This window comes from Pseudomonas sp. 34 E 7, from assembly GCF_900005715.1.
Lineage (GTDB): Bacteria > Pseudomonadota > Gammaproteobacteria > Pseudomonadales > Pseudomonadaceae > Aquipseudomonas > Aquipseudomonas orientalis_A.
Map to the genome: position 1 here is coordinate 1,896 of NZ_CVTX01000188.1, position 22,655 is coordinate 24,550.

General features: G+C 60.4%; 22 protein-coding genes. 8 read left to right on the forward strand and 14 right to left on the reverse strand.

All coding sequences use genetic code 11. The annotated features are described in order from the left end of the window. Positions 1–101: 101 nt before the first annotated feature. The 9 genes from msrQ to mrcB form a co-directional block, all read right to left on the reverse strand. Entirely contained in the window at positions 102–722 is a 621-nt protein-coding gene (gene msrQ / locus BFP96_RS26115) for a protein-methionine-sulfoxide reductase heme-binding subunit MsrQ (RefSeq protein WP_065937296.1), read from the reverse strand. Beyond that, positions 722–1,735, reverse strand: a complete 1,014-nt coding sequence (msrP, locus tag BFP96_RS26120) for a protein-methionine-sulfoxide reductase catalytic subunit MsrP (protein ID WP_065897569.1) — start codon at positions 1,733–1,735, stop codon at positions 722–724. Before msrP ends, msrQ begins: the two co-directional genes overlap by 1 nt. Before the next feature lie 63 nt (positions 1,736–1,798). Beyond that, positions 1,799–2,656 carry a CDP-diacylglycerol--serine O-phosphatidyltransferase gene (pssA, locus tag BFP96_RS26125; protein WP_065883999.1) on the reverse strand — a complete coding sequence of 286 codons (858 nt, stop codon included), beginning with the start codon at positions 2,654–2,656 and terminating at the stop codon, positions 1,799–1,801. A 146-nt stretch (positions 2,657–2,802) separates the two neighbouring features. Next, complete coding sequence (ilvC, locus tag BFP96_RS26130; protein ID WP_003176099.1) at positions 2,803–3,819, reverse strand: ketol-acid reductoisomerase; 1,017 nt, start codon at positions 3,817–3,819, stop codon at positions 2,803–2,805. Positions 3,820–3,865: 46 nt separating this feature from the next. Continuing rightward, positions 3,866–4,357, reverse strand: a complete 492-nt coding sequence (gene ilvN, locus BFP96_RS26135) for an acetolactate synthase small subunit (protein ID WP_003176102.1) — start codon at positions 4,355–4,357, stop codon at positions 3,866–3,868. A 2-nt stretch (positions 4,358–4,359) separates the two neighbouring features. Further along, entirely contained in the window at positions 4,360–6,084 is a 1,725-nt protein-coding gene (locus tag BFP96_RS26140; protein WP_065884006.1) for an acetolactate synthase 3 large subunit, read from the reverse strand. A gap of 431 nt (positions 6,085–6,515) precedes the next feature. Continuing rightward, positions 6,516–6,845: a YqcC family protein gene (locus BFP96_RS26145; protein WP_065897570.1), complete on the reverse strand. Its 330-nt coding sequence runs from the start codon at positions 6,843–6,845 to the stop codon at positions 6,516–6,518. Then, positions 6,845–7,579 carry a tetratricopeptide repeat protein gene (locus tag BFP96_RS26150; RefSeq protein ID WP_065883995.1) on the reverse strand — a complete coding sequence of 245 codons (735 nt, stop codon included), beginning with the start codon at positions 7,577–7,579 and terminating at the stop codon, positions 6,845–6,847. The genes BFP96_RS26145 and BFP96_RS26150 overlap by 1 nt, the downstream gene beginning before the upstream one ends. 16 nt (positions 7,580–7,595) lie before the next feature. Then, entirely contained in the window at positions 7,596–9,920 is a 2,325-nt protein-coding gene (gene mrcB, locus BFP96_RS26155; protein ID WP_065892291.1) for a penicillin-binding protein 1B, read from the reverse strand. A gap of 118 nt (positions 9,921–10,038) precedes the next feature. Between mrcB and BFP96_RS26160 the strand changes: the two genes are divergently transcribed. From BFP96_RS26160 to BFP96_RS26170, 3 genes are all read left to right on the forward strand, one after another. Next, positions 10,039–11,595: a bifunctional aminoglycoside phosphotransferase/ATP-binding protein gene (locus tag BFP96_RS26160; protein ID WP_065897572.1), complete on the forward strand. Its 1,557-nt coding sequence runs from the start codon at positions 10,039–10,041 to the stop codon at positions 11,593–11,595. Positions 11,596–11,686: 91 nt separating this feature from the next. After that, a complete protein-coding gene (locus BFP96_RS26165) occupies positions 11,687–12,031 on the forward strand; it encodes a pentapeptide repeat-containing protein (protein WP_065883988.1) in 345 nt (114 codons plus the stop codon). A 197-nt stretch (positions 12,032–12,228) separates the two neighbouring features. After that, positions 12,229–12,501 (forward strand): TfoX/Sxy family protein, encoded by a 273-nt coding sequence (locus tag BFP96_RS26170; RefSeq protein WP_065883985.1) that lies wholly within the window; start codon positions 12,229–12,231, stop codon positions 12,499–12,501. A gap of 215 nt (positions 12,502–12,716) precedes the next feature. Here the strand turns inward: BFP96_RS26170 and BFP96_RS26175 are convergent, their stop codons facing one another. The 3 genes from BFP96_RS26175 to BFP96_RS26185 are packed head-to-tail and all read right to left on the reverse strand — an operon-like array spanning position 12,717 to position 15,396. Continuing rightward, positions 12,717–13,484: a heme ABC transporter ATP-binding protein gene (locus BFP96_RS26175; protein ID WP_065937297.1), complete on the reverse strand. Its 768-nt coding sequence runs from the start codon at positions 13,482–13,484 to the stop codon at positions 12,717–12,719. Beyond that, complete coding sequence (locus tag BFP96_RS26180) at positions 13,484–14,467, reverse strand: FecCD family ABC transporter permease (protein ID WP_170876042.1); 984 nt, start codon at positions 14,465–14,467, stop codon at positions 13,484–13,486. The genes BFP96_RS26175 and BFP96_RS26180 overlap by 1 nt, the downstream gene beginning before the upstream one ends. 50 nt (positions 14,468–14,517) lie before the next feature. Continuing rightward, positions 14,518–15,396: a heme/hemin ABC transporter substrate-binding protein gene (locus BFP96_RS26185; RefSeq protein WP_065937299.1), complete on the reverse strand. Its 879-nt coding sequence runs from the start codon at positions 15,394–15,396 to the stop codon at positions 14,518–14,520. A gap of 154 nt (positions 15,397–15,550) precedes the next feature. Between BFP96_RS26185 and BFP96_RS26190 the strand changes: the two genes are divergently transcribed. Then, positions 15,551–15,868, forward strand: coding sequence for a Rieske (2Fe-2S) protein (locus tag BFP96_RS26190; protein ID WP_065883972.1), 318 nt, complete (start codon positions 15,551–15,553; stop codon positions 15,866–15,868). Here BFP96_RS26190 and sfsA read toward each other — a convergent pair. Beyond that, the gene (sfsA, locus tag BFP96_RS26195; protein ID WP_065883970.1) at positions 15,865–16,578 is read right to left on the reverse strand and encodes a DNA/RNA nuclease SfsA; all 714 of its coding nucleotides are present in this window, start codon (positions 16,576–16,578) and stop codon (positions 15,865–15,867) included. The genes BFP96_RS26190 and sfsA overlap by 4 nt on opposite strands. Next, entirely contained in the window at positions 16,578–17,750 is a 1,173-nt protein-coding gene (locus BFP96_RS26200; RefSeq protein WP_065937300.1) for a pyridoxal phosphate-dependent aminotransferase, read from the reverse strand. The genes sfsA and BFP96_RS26200 overlap by 1 nt, the downstream gene beginning before the upstream one ends. Positions 17,751–18,069: 319 nt before the next feature. Here BFP96_RS26200 and dksA point away from each other — a divergent pair, with 319 nt between their 5' ends. The 4 genes from dksA to BFP96_RS26215 all read left to right on the forward strand — a co-directional run bounded on the left by dksA (position 18,070) and on the right by BFP96_RS26215 (position 22,650). Beyond that, positions 18,070–18,501, forward strand: a complete 432-nt coding sequence (gene dksA / locus BFP96_RS26205; RefSeq protein WP_065883968.1) for an RNA polymerase-binding protein DksA — start codon at positions 18,070–18,072, stop codon at positions 18,499–18,501. An 84-nt stretch (positions 18,502–18,585) separates the two neighbouring features. After that, entirely contained in the window at positions 18,586–19,473 is an 888-nt protein-coding gene (gluQRS, locus tag BFP96_RS26210) for a tRNA glutamyl-Q(34) synthetase GluQRS (protein WP_065937301.1), read from the forward strand. Positions 19,474–19,535: 62 nt separating this feature from the next. Continuing rightward, a complete protein-coding gene (locus tag BFP96_RS30700; RefSeq protein WP_003176118.1) occupies positions 19,536–19,712 on the forward strand; it encodes a hypothetical protein in 177 nt (58 codons plus the stop codon). Then, positions 19,696–22,650, forward strand: a complete 2,955-nt coding sequence (locus tag BFP96_RS26215) for a sensor histidine kinase (RefSeq protein ID WP_162303221.1) — start codon at positions 19,696–19,698, stop codon at positions 22,648–22,650. The genes BFP96_RS30700 and BFP96_RS26215 overlap by 17 nt, the downstream gene beginning before the upstream one ends. Positions 22,651–22,655: the final 5 nt, after the last annotated feature.

Genomic DNA, 22,655 nt, shown 5'->3' on the forward strand with positions numbered 1-22,655 from the left:
CGAAAACTACTTAACTCATTGTTTACCAAGGAGTTTTCCGTTTCGACTGCGCCGGAAGTGGGGCGAATTATAGGCGCACAGAATCTGCCGTCAAGGGCTAATTACAGTTTTGTTGCAGAAGACGGTTTTTTAGCAATAAGGCGGGGGATTCGGCGCATCACCGGTGGCACCCGCAATAGAAGAAGCAGCGCACCAATGGACGCGTAGACAGCCCACTCCTTCAAATCAGCCCGAACTATCCAGAGCATATGCAGCAAACCAAGTCCGAGAATCACATAGACCAAACGGTGCAGTTTCTTCCAGCGGCTCCCCAACCGTCGCTGACTGTAACGATTGGAGGTCGCAGCCAAAACCAGCAAGCCCACAAACCCCAACGTGCCGACAATGATGTACGGGCGCTTACGCAATTCCACGCCCAACTGCGACCAGTCAAGCCCGAGGACAAACACGCAATAGGCTGCCAAATGCAGCGTCACATAGGCAAAGCACCACAACCCCAATTGCCGGCGTACCGCAATCCACCCCGCCCAACCGCTCAGTTTCTGAAGCGGAGTCATGCCAAGCGTGATCAGCAACAGAATCAAGGTGCCCAAGCCGAGGCGATCCACCAGCACCTTCCCAGGGTCGGGCCCGAGGGCAAAACTCCAGGCTTCATATAGCCAGAACAACGGCCATACCGCGACCGCTATAAAAACGCCAACGCGCCAGAGCGGATAGCGCATCAATAGTTCTTCCGCAGGTCGAGGCCCGTATATAAAGAGGCGACCTCATCGGAGTAGCCATTGAACATCTGGGTCTCGCGCACGTTTGGGCTGAAAAGACCGCTCGGCAAACGACGTTCCCGCGCCTGGGTCCAGCGCGGATGGTCAACCGTCGGGTTCACGTTCGCATAGAAGCCATACTCATCGGCGGCAATACTCTGCCAGGTCGTTTTCGGCTGCTCGCTGACAAGGCTGATGCGCACAATCGACTTCACACTCTTGAAGCCGTATTTCCAAGGCACGACCAACCGCAACGGTGCACCGTTCTGGTTAGGCAGCTCTCGCCCATACATACCAACGGCAAGGATCGCCAATGGATTCATCGCCTCGTCCAGGCGCAGCCCTTCTATATAAGGCCAGTCGATCAAGCCGAAACTGGAGCGCTGACCCGGCATGCTTTTTGGATCCTGCAGCGTTTCAAAGCGGATGAACTTCGCTTTGGAGGTGGGCTCAACCTGCTTGAGCAAGGCGGAAATGGGGAAGCCGATCCAGGGAATAACCATCGACCACGCCTCAACGCACCGCAGACGGTAGATGCGCTCTTCCAACTGGTAAGGCTTCATGAAGTCTTCAAGTGCGTAGCGCCCAGGCTTGGCCACCTCCCCATCAATCACAACGCTCCAGGGTTCGGTCTTGAGTGAACCGGCATTTGCCGCCGGGTCGCCCTTGTCCGTGCCAAATTCATAGAAGTTGTTGTAGTGGGTTGCGTCCTTGAACGGCGTGATGGCCTCGTCTTTGACGGTCACTGCCTGCCACTTGGTGCCGGGGAGCTTTTGCGCAAACCAGTCAGGCGCCCTGCCCGGCTCGACGTCGGCATAGCGTGCTGCCTCCTCTGCACTGGCCCAACGAGGCAGGCTGCTGGCGGCAATGCCGGCGAGCGCGCCACCGAGCAAGCTGCGGCGAGAGAGATAGAAGGATTCAGGGGTGACATCCGATTCGTGGCAATCGGACGCTTTGGGCAATTTGATTAACATGGCAACTCCGCAGCATTGGAGGACAGGTGCACCAATAGACTGCGGAGTATGGGGGAAATTACATTAAGGCAATGTTTTGTCCCGACGAAGATGCAGCAGGTACTGGACCGGCCCGGAAGCGGCGTAGACCAGGAAGGCCAACAATAGAATGCGCGGCGGATCGCTGAACACCACCGCAAACACCAGCACCACAACAAGAATCGCTACGAAAGGCACACGGCCCTTGAGGTCCAGCTCCTTGAAGCTGTTGTACTTGATGTTGCTGACCATCAACATGCCGGCCGCAGCAACCATCAGCGCTACCAGGAACGACATCTTCGAACCCTGAATGCCGTAATCACTGAACGCCCAGACGATACCCGCCACCACGCCCGCGGCAGCAGGACTGGCCAGGCCAATGAAGTAACGCTTGTCGGCAGTGCCTACCTGAGTGTTGAAGCGCGCAAGACGCAACGCCGCACCTGCAACATAGATGAAGGCAACCATCCAGCCGACCTTGCCCATATCACCCAGCGCCCAGGCAAACGCCAGCAACGCAGGGGCAACACCGAAGGCGACCATGTCCGACAAAGAGTCGTACTCGGCACCGAAGGCGCTTTGGGTATTGGTCATGCGCGCCACACGACCATCCAGGCCATCAAGCACCATGGCGACGAAAATGGCGATGGCAGCAAAACCGAAGTACTTGCTGGCACTCACGGCATCACCTGCCGCCAACGCGCTCTGGGCGCTCATCGAGTTGATGATGGAGTAAAAGCCGGCAAACAGGTTCGCCGTCGTAAACAGGTTGGGCAGCAGATAGATGCCACGATGCCGGACCTTGCGGCCTTCCGCGTCATGCCCTTCTTCGACATGTTCATCGATCGGCAGCATGCTTTCGGCGTCGGAAGCCTGGTTTGGCTCTTCGGGACGTTCGCTCATGGACTTTACCTTGCAACGGTGTGAAAAAAATTCGACAGATACTTGCGGCGAGTGTTCGCCCGCAAACGATGCAGCTTTATACCAGAACCCGCTTACCCAAACGAAAAAACGCGGCCTAAGCCGCGTTTTCCCTTGATACGTACGACTTAGTTCTTGGCTTTGTCGACGATCTTGTTGGCACCGATCCACGGCATCATGGAGCGCAGTTGCTCGCCGATGACTTCGATACCGTGGGCGGCGTTGTTACGACGCTTGGCGGTCATCGAAGGGTAGCCGGTGGCGCCTTCGCTGATGAACATTTTGGCGTATTCGCCGTCCTGAATACGTTTCAGGGCGTTGCGCATGGCCTGACGGGACTCGGCGTTGATCACTTCCGGGCCGGTCACGTACTCGCCGTATTCGGCGTTGTTGGAGATCGAGTAGTTCATGTTGGCGATACCGCCTTCGTACATGAGGTCAACGATCAGCTTCAGTTCGTGCAGGCATTCGAAGTAGGCCATTTCCGGCGCGTAGCCCGCTTCAACCAGGGTTTCGAAACCGGCTTTCACCAGCTCAACGGTACCACCGCACAGTACGGCTTGTTCGCCGAACAGGTCGGTTTCAGTCTCGTCCTTGAAGGTGGTTTCGATGATGCCGGTACGACCGCCGCCAACACCGGCAGCGTAGGACAGTGCAACGTTCTTGGCGTTGCCCGAAGCATCCTGGTAGATCGCGATCAGGTCAGGAATACCGCCGCCTTTGACGAACTCGGAACGTACGGTGTGGCCTGGAGCCTTTGGCGCGATCATGATCACGTCGAGGTCAGCGCGCGGCACAACCTGGTTGTAGTGGATCGCGAAGCCGTGGGAGAAGGCCAGGGTGGCGCCCTTCTTGATGTTCGGCTCGATTTCATTCTTGTACAGCGCGGACTGGAATTCGTCCGGGGTCAGGATCATGACCAGGTCGGCGGCCGCAACAGCGGAAGCCACGTCAGTCACTTTCAGGCCATGGGCTTCAGCCTTGGCAACGGTAGCCGAGCCTTTGCGCAGGCCAACGGTAACGTCAACGCCGGAATCTTTCAGGTTGCACGCTTGAGCATGGCCCTGGGAGCCGTAACCGATGATGGCGACTTTCTTGCCCTGGATGATCGACAGGTCACAATCTTTATCGTAATAAACTTTCATGAGGTTCCTCTATATATCCAGGCCGTAAGGCCATTCGCTAATTGGGTTAGATGCTGAGTACTTTGTCGCCACGGGCAATCCCGGTGACACCACTGCGTACGGTTTCCAGAATCGAGGCCGTCCCGATCGACTGGATGAAGCTGTCCAGCTTGTCGCTTGTACCGGTCAGTTGAACGGTATAAACGCTGGCGCTCACATCGACGATCTGCCCGCGATAAATATCGGTAGTGCGCTTGATCTCGGCACGCTGGGCGCCCGTGGCCTTGACCTTGACCAACATCAGCTCGCGCTCGATGTGGGCACTTTCCGACAGGTCGACCAGCTTGACCACTTCGATCAGCTTGTTGAGGTTCTTGGTGATCTGTTCGATCACCTCATCGTGGCCCACGGTGGTCAACGTCAGGCGCGACAGGGTCGGGTCTTCGGTTGGGGCCACGGTCAGGCTTTCGATGTTGTAGTTGCGTTGCGAAAACAGGCCGACAACACGGGACAGAGCGCCGGGTTCGTTCTCCAGAAGCAGGGAGATAATGTGCCGCATGATTAAGTACGCTCCGTCTTGTTCAGCCACATGTCGCGCATAGAGCCGTCTTTGATCTGCATCGGGTAGACGTGCTCGCTGGTATCCACCTGAATATCGATGAACACCAGGCGATCCTTCATGGCGAACGCCTCTTCCATCTTCGGCTTCAGATCTTTCAAATCGGTGATGCGCATGCCGACGTGGCCATAGGCTTCAACCAATTTGACGAAATCGGGCAACGATTCCATGTAGGAATGGGAGTGACGGCTGCCGTAGCTCATGTCCTGCCACTGACGAACCATGCCCAGCACGCCGTTGTTCAGGCAGACGATCTTCACGGGAAGACCGTACTGCAGGCACGTCGACAGTTCCTGGATGTTCATCTGGATACTGCCTTCACCGGTGACACAGGCAACGTCAGCCTCCGGAAAGCTCAGTTTCACACCCATGGCCGCAGGGAAACCGAAGCCCATCGTGCCCAGGCCACCGGAGTTGATCCAACGGTTAGGCTTGTCGAATGTGTAGTACTGCGCGGCGAACATCTGGTGCTGGCCCACGTCGGAGGTCACAAAGGCATCGCCCTTGGTCACTTCGCACAGGGTCTCGATCACGGTTTGAGGCTTGATGATGCTGCCGTCGCCCTTGTCGTAAGGGAACAGGCCGCGGTCGCCGCGCCATTCGTCGATCTGCTTCCACCAGCTGGCAACGGACTCCTTGTTCGGCGTTTCGCCGATGTCCTTGAGCGCAGCGACCATTTCAGTCAAGACGCTTTCAACAGGACCCACGATCGGCACGTCCGCCTTGATGGTCTTGGAAATGGACGCCGGGTCGATGTCGATATGGATGATCTTGGCATTCGGGCAAAACTTGCTTGCGCCGTTGATCACGCGGTCATCGAAGCGTGCGCCCACGGCCAGGATCACATCGGCGTGGTGCATGGTCAGGTTGGCGGTGTAGCTGCCGTGCATGCCGAGCATGCCGACGAACTGACGGTCCGAACCCGGGAATGCGCCGAGGCCCATCAAAGTATTGGTCACCGGCAGGTTAAGCAGCTTGGCCAACTCGGTCAGCGGTGCGGAACCGCCCCCCAGAATCACGCCACCACCGGAGTACAGCACCGGGCGCTTGGCCGCCAGGAGCATTTCGGCCGCCTTGCGGATTTGCCCCGAGTGCCCGCGCACGGCCGGGCTGTAGGAGCGCAGCTTGGCTTTCTTCGGGAAGATGTATTCGAATTTCTCGGCCGGGTTGGTCATGTCCTTGGGAATATCCACCACGACAGGACCCGGGCGACCGGATTGTGCGAGGTAGAACGCCTTTTTCATGACTTCCGGAATTTCCGACGCGTGCTTGATCATGAAGCTGTGTTTCACGATCGGCCGGGAGATACCGATCATGTCGGTTTCCTGGAACGCGTCGGTGCCGACCATGGTGCTGGCGACCTGGCCGGAAATGATCACCATCGGAATGGAGTCCATATAGGCAGTCGCGATGCCGGTTATGGCATTGGTTGCGCCCGGGCCGGACGTTACCAGTACCACGCCGGCTTTACCGGTGGCACGGGCGTAGCCGTCAGCCATATGGGTCGCGGCCTGTTCGTGGCGAACCAGGATGTGGGTAACAGCCGGTTCCTTGAACAGTGCGTCGTAGACATGCAGCAGAGCACCACCCGGGTACCCGTAGATATAGTCGACGCCTTCGTCACGCAAAAAGCGGACGAGCATCTCACCGCCAGATAAAAGCTCCACGTTGTTCACCTCTAAAACGCCAGAATACCGTCCGTTGAAAACCGACGGGTCTTAATAGGTTTACTTCTCAACAGAGCATGAGCGACGGTGGTCGCCGACTACGTCAGCACTGACTGAGCAAGTATTGGGATCGTCCCAAGTGTTGCGGGCTTTTCCCACCCAGCGCGAGGTAACGCGTTGCGGGTGTTACAGGTCGGCGCGGATGTGCGCCTCATGATCTGCTGAGCGGGCCTGCTTCTGGCAGTCCCGATACAGCGGACTTTGGATTCTTCTGTTTCAGGCCCTTCAAGTCAAGCAATAATTGCGCTTTTTTCCAACTAAGCGCATGAGAACGTAGGAGAAAGGGCTTTGAGGAGGGATAAAACTCGCCTGAATGTCGTCAAGCGGTAGAAATATGCGCAAGACTGCCGGAAAAACCGGCAGTCAGGCAATTAACGAGCGTCAGCGATCAATTGGTCGAACTTTTTCAGCGCATTGCGCAAGCCAAGGCTCTCCCGAGGACGGTCGGCGTAGACCATCTCGGCCATCTCCAGAATCCCGGAAGCATTGGGCAAAGGCAGGTCCTGTTCGAGGATCTGCTTCATACGGACCAGGAAAATCCATTGCAGCCACTGGTGGAAATCCAATGTATCGACCGAAAACGGCTCGGCGCTGCCGAGCGCTTCGGCGCTGGGGGACACCTCGTCCCACCAGCCCTGCACGCGCAGCTCTCGCTCGATCAGCAACAACTGTTCGGCAATCGCCGGAAAACGTTCATCCATCAGAGATTGACCTTGGCTTTCGCCCGAGCCTGGGCAGCGCCGGCGGCGTCACCCTGGGCGGCACGCGCGTCGCCGATCAACGCCCACAGGCTGGCTTGCAGGTCCGGACGACCGTTGGCCATGCTCAAACCACGGCGAGCGAACTGCTCGGCTTGCGGTGCATCACCCTGGGCCATGCGCACCTGGGCCAGGCGGTAGAGCACTTGCGGTTCGCGAGGCGCAACGCGCTGGGCACGCTCCAGGCTCGACGAAGCGCCATTGAGGTCGCCACCGGCCTGTTGTTGCTGGGCGGTGGTGAGCAGCGCCAATACCGGGCCATCCAGTTGCTCGTCAGCGGACAGGCCGCCCGCACTGGATGACGAAGGAATGCCGCTCGGCGTCGACGGCATGTTGTACGTGCCCTGGTTGACCGGCGCGGTCTGGATCGGCGTGGCGTCGACCGGACCCGAAGTGCTTGGCCCCGGGGTCCAGGGTTCGGCGCTGATCGGGGCTGCGGTAGCAGCACCACTGCCAGGCACCATTACCACCACGCCCGAGTCCTGCGGCATTGCCTGCGGCTTGGCCTGTGCCGGACGGTTGGTCACGGTTTGACGAAACCCGCCCTTGGCCGAAATCCGCTCGCTATTGGAGACGCCCGTACTCGCGTCCACCACCGGAATAGAGCCGCGTTGCACGCTGGAGCAACCGCCGAGCAAAGCCAGAACTGTAATCGCTGGAATCCACAACTTGTTCACTTGAAACCCTCTTTGCTTAATTCATCCAGCCCTTGACCCAATCCATCACCGACTCCGCATCAGCCGGGGCACTGCCCCCGCAGGCGGCACCGGGTGGTGGCTCGCTGCCGCGAATATACGGCATCTGCACCGCCCCCGGGCAGTTGGCGTCGGAACCCTGACCTGTGTGCGGATCAATCCAGGCCTGCACGATATTGTCAGGCTGCGGCATGTTGAGCGGCAACGGGTCAGCTTTACGCATGAAGCTGGTCCAGACCTGCAGCGCACCGGTCGCACCGGTGAACGGCGTCTTGCCATTGTCGTCACGGCCCAGCCACACCACGGCCAGTACGTCCTGGCCGAAACCTGCGAACCAACTGTCGCGCGAGTCGTTACTGGTGCCGGTCTTGCCCGCCAGCGTCAGGTTCGACGGCAGCACGCTGTAGACCGAGCGCCCGGTACCTTCACGCATCACGCGTTGCATGGCGTTCTGGATCAGGTAGATGGACCCCGCGTCGAAACGCTGCTGGATCTGGAACGGGTAGCGCTTGAGCGGCTCGCCCTCGGCGGTCAGCACACTGCGAATACCGCGCATCGGGGTATTGAATCCACCGTTGGCCAGGGTCTGGTACATGGTGGCCACTTCCATCGGACTCATGGCTGCCGCCCCCAGCAGCATTGACGGGAACGCCGGGAACTCCCGTTCGATGCCCAATCGCGCCAGCGTCTTCAGCACATTCGGCACACCGACTTCGAGCCCCAGACGCGACGTCGAGATATTGTAGGAATGCGCCAGCCCCTGGTACAGAAACACGGTGCCGTGCGAGCGGCGGTCGAAGTTCTTCGGCGTCCACACCTGACCATCGGCGCCTTTGATCGACAGCGGATCGTCCGACAGCCAACTGGTGAGCGTGTACTTGCTCGGCTTTTCCAGGGCGGTCAGGTAAACCGCCGGCTTGACCAGCGAACCGATCGGCCGCACGGCATCCAGGGCACGGTTGAAACCGGCGAAACTGGCCTGGCGGCTGCCGATCATGGCCTGGACTTCACCGGTTTCCGGGTTGGTCACGACCATGGCGGCCTCGACTTCATCAGAGCCCTTACGGCCGGTCAGGCGTTTGAAGGTGTCATTGACCGACGCCTCGGCCTTCATCTGCAGAATAGGGTCAAAGCTGGTGAAGATGCGCAGCCCTTCTTCGGTCAAGTCTTCGTCGCGGTAGTCTTCGCGCAACTGACGTTTGACCAGGTCGATAAAGCCGGGGAACGAGCTGTCCGCCAGCTTGCCGCGGGTGGTGACGCCCAGCGGCATTTTCTTCGCGGCGGCGACCTGTTCGGCAGTGGCAACGCCCTGCTGTTCCAGAACATCGAGCACCAGGTTACGGCGCTCAAGCGCACGCTCCGGGTTGCGCCGCGGGTTGTAATAGGACGGCCCCTTCACCATCCCCACCAGCAAGGCAACCTGATGCAACTTCAATTCGGACAGCGGCTGCCCGAAGAAAAACTGGCTGGCCAGGCCGAAGCCATGCACCGCGCGCTGACCATCCTGGCCGACGAAGACCTCGTTGAGGTACGCCTCGAGGATTTCCTGCTTGCTGTAATGCAACTCCAGGAGCATGGCCATCATGGCTTCGGTGAGTTTGCGCGTCAGGCTGCGCTCGTTGGTCAGGTAGAAGTTCTTCACCAACTGCTGGGTGAGCGTACTGCCGCCCTGGGTCATCCTGCCGCCGGAGGTATTGACCCAAACCGCGCGGGCAATCGACTTCGGCGAAACGCCCCAGTGACTATAGAAGTCGCGGTCTTCGACAGCGACCAGGGTTTCCAGCAAATACGGAGGCGCCTGATCGAGCTTGATCAGGATGCGGTCTTCAAGGTTCTTCGGGTAGATGCCGCCAATCATCAGCGGTTCAAGACGCACCACCGGCAGCTTGGCGCCGTTGAGCGACGACAGCTCGGCCACGTAATCGCCGGAAAAGCGCACGCGTACCGGCTGGGCTTTTTCCAGGCCTTCGTAGAACTGGAAGCCACGGGTGTTCAGGTCGACGGTATTGCCGCTGACCGCCGCCGCGCCCGGGCCGTTGCTCACGGGCTCGCGTCGATAGCCCAGCGCATCGAGTTCGGTGAGAAAGTCGTCCTTGCTCAGTTTCTGGCCGGCGAACAATTCCAGCGGGCGTGCATACACCTTGGCCGGGATGGTCCAGCGCTTGCCGGAGAACTTCTCCTGGACCACGGCGTCGAGATACACCGCAACGCCGGCGAGCGCCACAAGGCCAACCAGGCCGAGCTTGAGCGCCCAGCCCAGCCACGGGCGCAGGCTGCGCGAAGGAGGTTTTTTACGGGAACGGGGAGATCGGGTTCGAGTCATGGCGGCGGATTATACGCACTTTATTGATGATCAACATGAGCCGGACAGCGGTTTGCACGACCGCCCGTAGCGGCCATAATGCCTGCCATGATTTCTCCCAGACTTTGAAGGATCGCCCGTGAGCCAGTCCCTGATCGCAGCCCTGCAAAACCCGGCGTTGTACCCGCATCCGGTGGAAGCATTTCACGTTATTGAAACCCATATTTCCTGGGTAATCCTGACCGGTCCTTACGCTTATAAACTGAAGAAACCGATGAACTTCGGGTTCCTGGACTTCACCGATCTGGAAAAACGCGGCCACTTCTGCAACGAAGAACTGCGCCTCAACCAGCGCCTGACCGAAGATTTGTATCTTGAAGTGTTGCCAATTACCGGCACTGCCGACGCACCGCAACTGGCTGGCGACGGCCCGGTCATCGAATACGCGCTGAAAATGCGCCAGTTCCCGCAGAGCCAGATGCTGAGCACCTTGCAAGCCAACGGCGAACTGACCAGCGCGCACATTGACGAAATGGCCAGGCAGATTGCGCACTTCCACATCAACGCCCCCAAAGTCCCACAGGAACACCCGGCCGGCACCCCGGATGAAGTGATGGCACCGGTACGCCAGAACTTCGAACAGATCCGCCCATTCCTCAGTGACAAGGCCGACCTGACTCAACTGGAAGCCCTGCAAGCCTGGGCCGAAAGCAGCTTCGAACGCCTCAAGCCGCTGCTGCAACAGCGCAAGCTCAATGGATTCACCCGCGAATGCCATGGTGACATTCACCTGGGCAACGCCACGCTGATCGACGGCCATGTGGTGATCTTCGACTGCATCGAGTTCAACGAGCCGTTCCGCTTTACCGACGTGTACGCCGACACCGCGTTCCTGGCGATGGACCTGGAAGACCGTGGCCTCAAATGCCTGGCGCGACGATTCATCAGCCAGTACCTGGAGCTGACCGGCGATTATCAGGGCCTGGAGCTGCTCAATTTCTACAAGGCGTATCGCGCCCTGGTCCGGGCCAAAGTTGCGCTGTTCAGCATGCCGAGCGAAGCCGACCCGGTACAACGCGCCACCACCCTGCGCCAGTACCGCAACTACGCCAATCTGGCTGAAAGCTACAGCACGATTCCCTCGCGCTTCCTGGCAATCACCCATGGTGTTTCGGCCGTGGGCAAAAGCCATGTCGCCCTGCGCCTGGTCGAGGCATTAGGCGCTGTTCGCCTGCGCTCGGACGTGGAGCGCAAGCGCCTGTTTGGCGAGCAGCCTGTGGAAAATACACCGCAGGCCGGCATCTATAACCATGACGCCAGTGCTGCGACGTATACGCAGCTGAACGAAATTGCCGACACCGTACTTCGCGCCGGTTTCCCGGTGGTGCTGGATGCCACCTTCCTCAAACGCGAACAACGCGACGCGGCGGCCCGGGTTGCCGAAGCCACCGGGGCTCCGTTCCTGATTCTGGATTGCAATGCGCCCCAGGCCGTCATCGCCAGTTGGCTGGCACAACGTCAGGCAGATAAAAACGATCCGTCCGACGCAACGTTGGTGGTTATCGAACAGCAGCAAGCCAATCGTGACCCGCTGACAGCGCAGGAGCTGCTGTTGAGCAAGCGCGTCGAGACCAACGAAAGCGGGACCCTCGATGCGTTGGTTGCGCATATTCGTCAGCGCTTGCCCGGCCTGTAAGAAATATTTCTTGGTCGTGTCGCCACGTTGGCGCACGACTCTGCGATAGTGGCACTATAATGGCGCCATAATACCAACAGGAGTCGCCGTCATGAGTCATCCCAAGCTTCTTGATACCCCGCTCTACGCGCTCCTGCACAAGGACGACATCCGCGGCTTCAATCAGGAACGCCCCGGTGACGGGGTTATCGACATGCGTGGCGGCGACTTCCGAGGGTTGGACCTGCGCGAACTGAACACCGCAGGTATCGACTTCACCGACGCCTACTTCCGCTCCGCCGACCTGCGCGGGCTGGATTTACGTGAGTGTTCACTGGAAGGCGCCAGCCTGGCCCACGCGCAGATTTCCGGCACTTACTTCTCCTCCGACCTGACGGCTGACGAGATCCTGATGTCGGTCAATTTCGGCACACGCCTGCGTTACCGCACCAAATAACCTCAAGACTTCGGCTCCCGGCCGCGCGACAGGCGTGCCGGGCGCTTTACCCTGCCTGAGATATGGCGGAGTTCTTATAAGCTTTTGAGCCGTTCCCGAGCAAAAAATCACACTTTTCCTACTGAGCGCTACACTCATTTTCAGGCTTGCCTGGTCACGATACCCACCGCACCCTTCGGCCGTCGCAAGGAGGCTTGATGAACGATGAGCTGCAGCACCTGAAAAATCTTGGCAAGACGTCGGCGCAATGGCTGCATGCGGTGGGCATCCACAGCGCATCCGACTTACGCCGCCTGGGGGCGGTCGATGCTTACCGCGCCGTGCGCACTCGCGGGTTCCGAGCATCGAAAGTCCTGCTGTATGCCATTGAAGGCGCATTGATGGATGTGCATTGGAACGACATTCCCGCAGAACGCAAAGAAGCGCTGAACCGTCAGTTCGATGCGCTCTCGACGCGCAAGAAAATTTAGGTCTGCGGAAGGGCAGTTGGAGAAAAATACGGGAATGGATAAAACAACTGTTGACTCTCAAATGAGAATCGTTATGATTATCACAACTGGTCGCGAGATCAGCCGATAACTGAAAGACCATTGGTTCGGACTCTCAGATTATCTCCTCATCAGGCTAATCACGGTTATTTGACCCGGCTCTTGCCGGGTCTTTTTTTGCCTGGAAAACCCTGTGCTCAGCGCGCGATGATCAACGGATGACCACGTTCCGGATGCGACTGCACCAACACATCCAGGCCAAACACCGCCTTGAGCGGCTCGGGCCGCAGCACCTGTGCCGGCGTGTCCAGGGCATGCGGGCGCCCACCCGCCAGCAGCAGGATACGATCACAGTAACGCGCGGCCAGGTTCAGGTCATGCAGGATCACCAGCACCGCCGCGCCACGGTCGGCAAAGCTGCGGACGGCCTGCAAGGTCGTATGCTGATGCAACGGATCGAGCATCGATGTCGGCTCATCCAGCAACAACGTCTGCCCCGCCTCGCCCGGCCATAATTGCGCCAATACTCGGGCCAGGTGCACCCGCTGACGCTCCCCGCCCGACAAGGCCAGGTAACTGCGACCGCTCAGGTGCCCTGCATCTGCCGCATGCAGCGCCGCGCGGATAATCTCCTCATCACGTACGCGACCGGTCTGATGGGGCAAACGTCCCATGCCTACCACTTCCTCGACACGGAAAGCGAAATCCAGGGTGGAGGTCTGGGGCAGCACTGCCAGGCGTTGAGCGCGTTGCGCGCCGCTCAAACGCTTCAATTCCTGCGCACCCAGCCAGACTTTGCCCTGATCAGGCAACAATTCACCGCACAGCGCACTCAACAAGGTGCTTTTACCCGCACCGTTGGGGCCCAATACGCCCAGCACTTGGCCCGGCAGCAGGTCCAGGGTCACATCCGCCAACACGGTCTTGCCTGCGCGACGGATGTGCAACGCTTCCACCCGCAGCATCAGGCGCGCCCCCGCAACAATAAATAGAGAAAAAAAGGCGCGCCGATAAACGCGGTGACGATACCGATCGGCAATTCCGCCGGCGCCAACGCCAGGCGCGCCACCAGATCGGCAAACAGCAGCAAACTCGCGCCCGCCAGCACCGAAGCCGGCAGCAACACCCGGTGATCCGGGCCTGCCAGCAACCGCACCAGATGCGGCACCACCAATCCGACAAAGCCGATCATGCCCGCCGCAGCCACCGCTGCGCCGACGCCCAACGCCGTACAGAACACCAGTTCACGCTTGAGCTTTTCAACATCGATACCCAGATGACTGGCCTCGGACTCACCCAGCAACAGCGCATTCAAGGCCTTCGCTCGGCGCGGCAGCCACAGCGCCACGCCCGCACTGACCAGCAGCAACGGCCATAATCGCGAATAGCTGGCACCGTTGAGGCTGCCCAGGTTCCAGAATGTCAGGGTACGCAAGGTGGCGTCGTCCGCCAGGTAGGTAAACAGCCCCACCGTCGAACCGGCGAGCGCCGTCAGCGCAATGCCGGCAAGCAGCATCGTCGCGACGTTGGTCTGGCCGTTGCGCCGTCCCAATCGATACACCAGCGCGGTGACGCCCAGGCCGCCCAGAAACGCGCAGATCGATAATAGATACGGCCCGACCGCGTCCGGCAGCCCGCCAAAAAACGAGCCTGCGACAATGGCCACCGCAGCCCCCAATGCCGCGCCACTGGACACACCCACCAAGCCAGGATCGGCCAGCGGGTTGCGAAACAACCCCTGCATCGCCACGCCCGACAATGCGAGCACGCCCCCGACGGCCAGGCCCAGTAACGTGCGCGGCAAACGAATCTGCCCCAGGATCAACTCGGCCTGTTCGAGCCCCTGGGCATTGATCGGCATCCCCATCAATCGCAATGCGGCCCTGAGTGTGTCGAACAACGGCAGGCTGACCGGGCCCAGAGCCAATGAGAGCCAGATCGCCACCAGAGACAACAGCGCCAGCCCGATAAACAGCGTTTTCGGTTTAACCAATGTCCTCATGGGGCGGGTTGCGCGCTGGACGGGTAAAACCCGGCCGACAACTGCGCCAGGCTCTGCGGCAAGCGTGGCCCGAGCCCGCCCACCAGCAGCGTCGGGTCCAATTCAATCACCCGACCGCTCTTGGCCGCCGGCGTGGACGCGAGGATAGGATTTTCCTTGAACAACGCCACACGGGCCGCTTCACCGCTGAGTGCCCGATCAGCAAATACCAGCACATCGGGACTCAACCCGGCCAGCGACTCCACCGAGAACAGTTTGTAACCACTGTGAGTCGCCAGGTTATGGCCGCCGGCCTGCTGCACTATCCAGTCAGCAGCGGTGTCCTGACCGGCGATCAACGGCTTGCCGCCGGCGTGCCCGAGCAACAGCAACACGCCCGGTGCTTTTTGCGTCACCTGGGCCTTGGCCACCCAGGCTTTCTGTCGGTCCAGAGACTGCTCATAGCCGCTGAACAATTGGCTGGCCCTGGCCTCGCTGTCCAGCAGCTTACCCAAATGCGCCAGGTTGGTTTTCAGGCTCGCCAAATCCGGCTGTGCCGAGAACATTTCTACCTGCACCCCGGCGCTGCGGATTTGCGCCAGCACTGGCGGTGGGCCCATTTCCTCGGTACCCACCAGCAGTTGCGGGCGCAGACTGAGAATGCCTTCGGCCGACAATTGGCGCTGATAACCGATACTTGGCAATGCCTTGAGTGACGCCGGATGCTGGCTTGTCGTGTCCACGCCGACCAGTTTCGACTCGCCCCCCAATGCCGTCACCCACTCCGATAACGCGCCACCGGCGCTGACCCAGCGTTGCGGCAGCTCCGAGGCTTGGACCGCTTGGCTGACCAGCAATCCGGCAACAAGCGCAATAACGCTGGCACTCAGGCGCATAACAGGGTTTCCTTTCAAGGCAGAGCCGCTCATGCACTCATCAATGTGACAGATACAGCCTGCCCGGCATCGTAATGAGCACCCGACCAGCTGACGGGCGAAACGGCATTTGATAATTGTTTGCATTTGAACGTCAAGGCACTTAAGGAATGAAATGAAGTTTCTCTGCCCCTCCGAAGCCCTTGCGCCCGACAGCAGCCTCGGCTTTGATATCGACGGGCGCAAACTGTTGGCCGTGCGGCGCGATGGGGTTGCCTACTTCTATATCAACCGCTGTCCCCACCGCGGCATCCCGCTGGAATGGCAACCGCACCGCTTCCTCGATTCAAGTGCCAGCCTGATTCAATGCGCCACCCACGGGGCGCTGTTCCTGATCGAAAGCGGCGAGTGCATCGCCGGCCCCTGCGCAGGCCAAAGCCTCACCGCCCTGCCCGGCCGCGAAGACGAACAGGGCTTGTGGGTGGAACTCTAGTCACCCAACAGCACCTTCAACGGCCGCTCGACGTAAATCTCTTCAGGCGTGACCCGCACACCGTACGCCAGCACCTCGACCCCCGCCGCCTTGGCTTCACGCAACGCAGCGGCGTAACCCGCATCAATTTCCACCGCCGGGCGCACCGCATCGATCCCCGAGAGATTGACGCAATACAACTGCACCGCCCGCACACCTTCACGCGCCAGGTAAGCCAGCTCCCGCAAGTGCTTGGCGCCGCGCTGGGTCACCGCATCAGGGAATGCCGCCACTGAGCTGCCATCAAAGCCCAAGGTGACACTTTTAACCTCGACAAACGCGGCCCCCTGGGGGTATTCCAGGCGAAAATCGATCCGGCTCTTTTCCTGACCGTAGGGCACTTCTCGCTTCAACGCAGTGAAACCGTTGAGCTCAGTGATGACGCCGGCGCGCAGTGCTTCCTCGACCAATTGATTGGCACGCGCGGTGTTGACGCATGCCAGCCGACCCTGGGGCGTTTCGGCGATTTCCCAGGTGCCTGGCAACTTGCGCTTGGGGTCGGCGGAACGGCTGAACCAGACCTGGCCACCTTCGACCATGCAGTTGAGCATCGAACCGGTGTTCGGGCAGTGGATGGTGAGCAACTCGCCGGTAACGGTTTCGATGTCGGTGAGAAAGCGCTTGTAGCGGCGGATCAGCCGCCCTTCTTCGAGGGGAGGATGAAAACGCATCAGCCTTGCCAGCTCCGCAGGCCGCGGGCAATCCGCTCCACCGCTTCTTGTAGTCGATCAAGGTTTTGCGTGTAGGCAAAGCGCACATGATGACCCGCCTGATAACGCCCGAAATCCAGCCCGGGGGTAAAGGCCACATATTCTGTTTCCAGGAAATGCCGGCAGAACGCGAAGGCATCACCGCCGAACGCGCTGATATCGGCATAAAGATAGAACGCTCCTTCCGGTTCCACCGCGATCCTGAAGCCCAACTCGCGCAGGGCCGGCAGCAGGAAGTCACGACGTCGGCCGAATTCGGCGCGACGCTCTTCCAGAATGCTCAGGGTTTGCGCGCTGAAACAGGCCAGGGCCGCATGCTGGGCCATGCTCGGCGCACTGATGTAGAGGTTCTGCGCCAGCTTCTCCAATTCACCCACTGCTTCAGGGGGCGCAACCAGCCAGCCCAGGCGCCAGCCGGTCATGCCGAAATACTTCGAAAAACTATTCAGGACAAAAGCATCGTCATCGACTTCCAGCACGCTCGCGGCGTCTGCGCCATAGGTGAGGCCGTGATAGATCTCGTCCACCACCAAGTGGCCGTCACGCGCCTTGACGGCACTCGACAGCCCGGCCAGTTCGTCCCGAGTCAGCATGGTCCCGGTAGGATTGGCCGGGGAGGCAACCAGCGCGCCCACGCTGTCCTGGTTCCAGTGTTCGGCCACCAGGTCGGCGGTCAATTGGTAACGCACCTGTGGCCCCACCGGCACCAACTGCGCCGCGCCCTCCACCAGGCGCAAAAAATGCCGGTTGCAGGGGTAGCCTGGATCCGCCAACAGCCAGTGCTTGCCCGGATCCACCAGCAGGCTGGTGGCGAGTAACAACGCGCCGGAGCCACCGGGCGTGATCAGAATGCGCTGCGGATCAATGTTCAACCCATAGCGCTGCTGGTAGAAACCGCTGATCGCGTCACGCAACTCGGGCAGCCCACGGGCGGCGGTGTAGCGCGTCTTGCCGTTGGCCAGGGCCGCCTGGCCAGCCTGGATAATCGGTTCGGCGGTGGTGAAGTCCGGCTCGCCGATTTCCAGATGGATCACGTCGCGGCCGGCTGATTGCAGCTCATTGGCCCGCGCCAGTAACGCCATGACATGAAAAGGTTCGATGGCGCGACTGCGCGCACTGTAGGGCTGAGCCATTAGCCTTCCTTAGACGGTGAGGACAAAATCCGGATTCTACCGAACCCTGGCGTTAAAACATGCTCTATTGCCTGCCCTACCGACTTGACGGTACGGGCAAGCGCCGGCAAAACGACTAAAATCAACATTCGAGACAAGACATAACCAGCCACGACGGGGCCCTGCAGTTTGCAACCCCGGCGCGACAGGCTCGACAACCGGGAGTGGCGCACCCCGAATCTATCTGGTAAGTTCGCCCGCTTGCAGCCGCAGGGCCGGCAGGTGTCGGTGACGTTGCAATCCTGCGCAATGGATTAGAAGAGTGAGAGGCGGTCTATTCATGTCCACCCAAGAAAAGCAAAGCATCAGCGGCTTCGAACCTTACGTAGAGAAGAAAGGTGAGGAGTACATGGGCGAGCCCATGCGCTTGCACTTCACCAAGATCCTGAACAAGTGGAAACAGGACTTGATGCAGGAGGTTGACCGTACCGTTGACCACATGAAGGACGAAGCAGCCAACTTCCCTGACCCGGCCGACCGTGCGAGCCAGGAAGAAGAGTTCGCCCTCGAACTGCGCGCCCGTGATCGCGAGCGCAAGTTGATCAAGAAGATCGACAAGACCCTGCAACTGATCAAAGACGAAGAATACGGCTGGTGCGAATCCTGCGGCGTCGAGATTGGTATTCGTCGCCTGGAAGCCCGCCCGACCGCGGACCTCTGTGTAGACTGCAAGACCTTGGCCGAAATCAAGGAAAAACAGGTCGGCAAGTAATACCTGCCGAGCTGAAGGAATGGGGCGTGCGAACGCCCCATTTTTGTGTCTGGCGTTTACCGATTTTCCAGTAGTATCCGGCCCATGACTGCCTCTACCTACATCGGGCGTTTCGCCCCCACGCCCAGCGGCCATTTGCACTTCGGCTCCCTGGTCGCCGCCCTCGCCTCCTACCTCGACGCCCGCGCCAATCAGGGGCGCTGGCTGATGCGCATGGAAGACCTCGATCTGCCCCGGGAAGAACCCGGCGCCCAGGCGGCAATTCTGCATGCCCTTGAGCGCTACGGCTTTGAGTGGGACGGCGAACTGCTCCGGCAAAGCGAGCGGCACGACGCCTACGCCAAGGTACTGAACGATTTGTTCAACCACGGCCTGGCCTACGCCTGCACCTGCTCGCGCAAACAGCTGGAGCCCTACAACGGGATTTACCCCGGACTCTGCCGCAACGCCGGCCACGACCAGCAAGATGCCGCTATCCGTCTGCGCGTACCCGAGCTTGAATATCATTTTACCGACCGGGTACAGGGCCCATTCCGACAGCACCTGGGGCGCGATGCGGGCGACTTCATCATCCGCCGCCGCGACGGCCTGTACGCCTACCAATTGGCCGTGGTCCTGGATGACGCCTGGCAAGGCGTTACCGACATCGTGCGCGGCGCCGACCTGCTCGACTCCACGCCGCGCCAGCTTTACCTGCAGGAACTGCTCGGCCTGCGCCAGCCGCGCTACCTGCATGTGCCGCTGATCGTCCAGCCGGACGGTAACAAACTGGGCAAGTCGTACCGTTCGCCACCGCTGACCGCAGACCAGGCCGCGCCGTTGCTGCTCAGAGCACTGCGCGCCCTCGGTCAGCCGGCCGGCGATGAACTGCTTTACGCGAGCCCCAGGGAATTGCTGGATTGGGGCATCCAGCAGTGGGATGCCACACTGATCCCGCGCACACTCACGCTGGCCGAGGCGCAATTGCGCTGAAGGCGCTTGCAGCTTGCCGGGCATCCGTTACCATCGCCGCAGTTTTTTAATCAGAGGCCAACATGTACATCTATCGATTGGTCCTGCTGCTGGTCGTCGGGATCTACCTGTTTTCCCCCGCCATCATGGACTGGTGGATCGACGCCACGGGCGCCTGGTACCGGCCTTATCTGCTGTGGCTGATCCTGATCGTCGTGACTTTCATCCTGCAGAGCCAAAAAGATGCCGATGAGCTTTAGCCTCACCCAGATGCTGCTGATCAGCGCCGCCTACCTGGCGGCGTTGTTCGGCGTCGCCTGGATCAGTGAGCGCGGAATGATTCCGCGGGCGATCATTCGCCATCCGTTGACCTACACCTTGTCCCTGGGCGTGTACGCCAGCGCCTGGGCGTTCTACGGTACGGTAGGCCTGGCCTATCAATACGGCTACGGGTTCCTTTCCAGCTACCTCGGGGTGTCCGGTGCGTTCCTGCTGGCACCGGTGCTGCTGTACCCGATCCTGAAAATCACCCGTACCTACCAGTTGTCCTCCCTGGCGGACCTGTTTGCCTTTCGCTTTCGCAGCACCTGGGCCGGTGCGCTCACCACGATCTTCATGTTGATCGGCGTGCTGCCGTTGCTGGCGCTGCAGATCCAGGCGGTGGCCGACTCCATCAGCATCCTCACCCGCGAGCCCGTGCAACATCGTGTTGCCCTGGCCTTCTGCGCCTTGATCAGCCTGTTCACGATTTTCTTCGGCTCACGCCATATCGCCACCCGCGAAAAACACCAGGGCCTGGTGTTCGCGATTGCCTTCGAGTCGGTCATCAAGTTGATTGCCATCGGCGGTGTCGGCCTTTACGCGCTTTACGGCGTGTTCGACGGCCCGCAACAGTTGGAATTGTGGTTGCTGCAAAACCAGACGGCCCTTGCCGCGTTGCACACGCCGCTGCAGGAAGGCCCGTGGCGAACGCTGTTGCTGGTGTTCTTCGCGTCGGCGATCGTGATGCCGCACATGTACCACATGACCTTCACCGAGAACCTCAATCCACGCTCGCTGGTCAGCGCCAGCTGGGGGTTGCCCCTGTTCCTGCTGTTGATGAGCCTGGCGGTGCCGCTGATCCTCTGGGCCGGCCTGAAACTGGGGGCCACCACCAACCCCGAGTATTTCACCCTCGGCATCGGTATCGCGGCCAACAGCCCGGCCCTGGCGCTGCTGGCGTACGTCGGCGGTTTGTCCGCGGCCAGCGGCCTGATCATTGTCACCACGCTGGCCCTCTCCGGCATGGCGCTTAACCACCTGGTGCTGCCGCTGTACCAGCCACCGGCCGAAGGCAATATCTACCGCTGGTTGAAGTGGACGCGTCGCGCGCTGATCGTCGCGATCATCATGGCCGGCTACGCCTTTTACCTGCTGCTGGGCGCCGGACAGGACCTGGCCAACCTCGGCATCGTGGCCTTTGTCGCCACCTTGCAGTTCCTGCCGGGCGTGCTGTCGGTGCTGTACTGGCCCACCGCCAACCGCCGAGGCTTCATCGCCGGGTTGCTGGCGGGCATCCTGGTGTGGCTGGTCACCATGCTGCTACCGCTGGTCGGCAACCTGCAGGGGTTCTATATCCCCTTGCTGAACATGATTTACGTGCTGGACGACACCAGCTGGCACATGGCCGCAATCGCCTCGTTGGCCGCCAACGTGCTGATGTTCACGCTGATCTCGCTGTTCACCAATGCCAGCCCCGAAGAAATCAGCGCCGCCGAAGCCTGCGCGGTGGACAACGTGCGCCGCCCGCAACGCCGCGAGCTGCATGCGGCCTCGCCCCAGGAATTCGCCACGCAACTGGCCAAGCCACTCGGCGCCAAGGCCGCGCAAAAGGAAGTCGAGCAGGCCTTGCGCGATTTGTACCTGCCGTTCGACGAGCGCCGCCCCTATGCCCTGCGGCGTTTGCGTGACCGTATCGAAGCCAACCTGTCGGGGTTGATGGGCCCCAGCGTGTCCCAGGACATGGTGGAAACCTTCCTGCCCTACAAGGCGGGCGGCGAGAACTACGTGACCGAAGACATCCACTTCATCGAAAGCCGGCTCGAGGACTACCACTCGCGCCTCACCGGCCTGGCCGCCGAGCTCGATGCCCTGCGCCGTTATCACCGCCAGACCCTGCAGGAACTGCCGATGGGCGTGTGTTCCCTGGCCAAGGACCAGGAAATCCTGATGTGGAACAAGGCCATGGAAGAGCTCACCGGTATCGCCGCGCAACGCGTGGTCGGCTCTCGCCTCAATACCCTGGGCGATCCCTGGAAAGAATTGTTGCAGGGTTTTATCAACCTGCCCGACGAGCATTTGCACAAACAGCACCTGGCGCTCGACGGCCAGACCCGCTGGCTGAACTTGCACAAGGCCGCCATTGACGAGCCCCTGGCCCCCGGTAACAGCGGCCTGGTGTTACTGGTCGAAGACCTCACCGACACGCAGATGCTCGAAGACAAGCTGGTGCACTCCGAGCGCCTGGCCAGCATCGGTCGCCTGGCCGCCGGCGTGGCTCACGAGATCGGCAACCCGATCACCGGCATCGCCTGCCTGGCGCAGAACCTGCGCGAAGAGCGCGAGGAAGACGGTGAAATCACCGAGATCAGCGGGCAAATCCTCGAGCAGACCAAGCGCGTGTCGCGCATCGTGCAGTCACTGATGAGCTTTGCCCACTCCGGCGCCCACCAGAATCAGGACGAAGCGGTGTGCCTGGCCGAAGTGGCGCAGGACGCCATTGGGCTGCTGGCCTTGAACCGGCGCAATTTCGAAGTACAGTTCTTTAACTTGTGCGATCCGGACCATTGGGTCGATGGCGACTCGCAACGCCTGGCCCAGGTCCTGATCAACCTGCTGTCCAACGCTCGCGACGCCTCCCCGCCGCACAGTGCGGTACGCGTCAAGAGCGAGGCTTTCGAGCACACGGTCGACCTGATCGTGGAAGACGAAGGCAGCGGCATTCCACAGAACATCATGGACCGATTGTTCGAACCTTTCTTCACCACCAAGGACCCGGGTGAAGGTACCGGTCTGGGCCTTGCACTGGTCTATTCCATCGTTGAAGAGCATTATGGACAAATCACCATCGACAGCCCGGCTGACACCGAAAGCCAACGCGGCACCCGTATTCGGGTGACCTTGCCGCGTCATGTCGAAGCGACGTCCGCTGTGAACTGAGACCG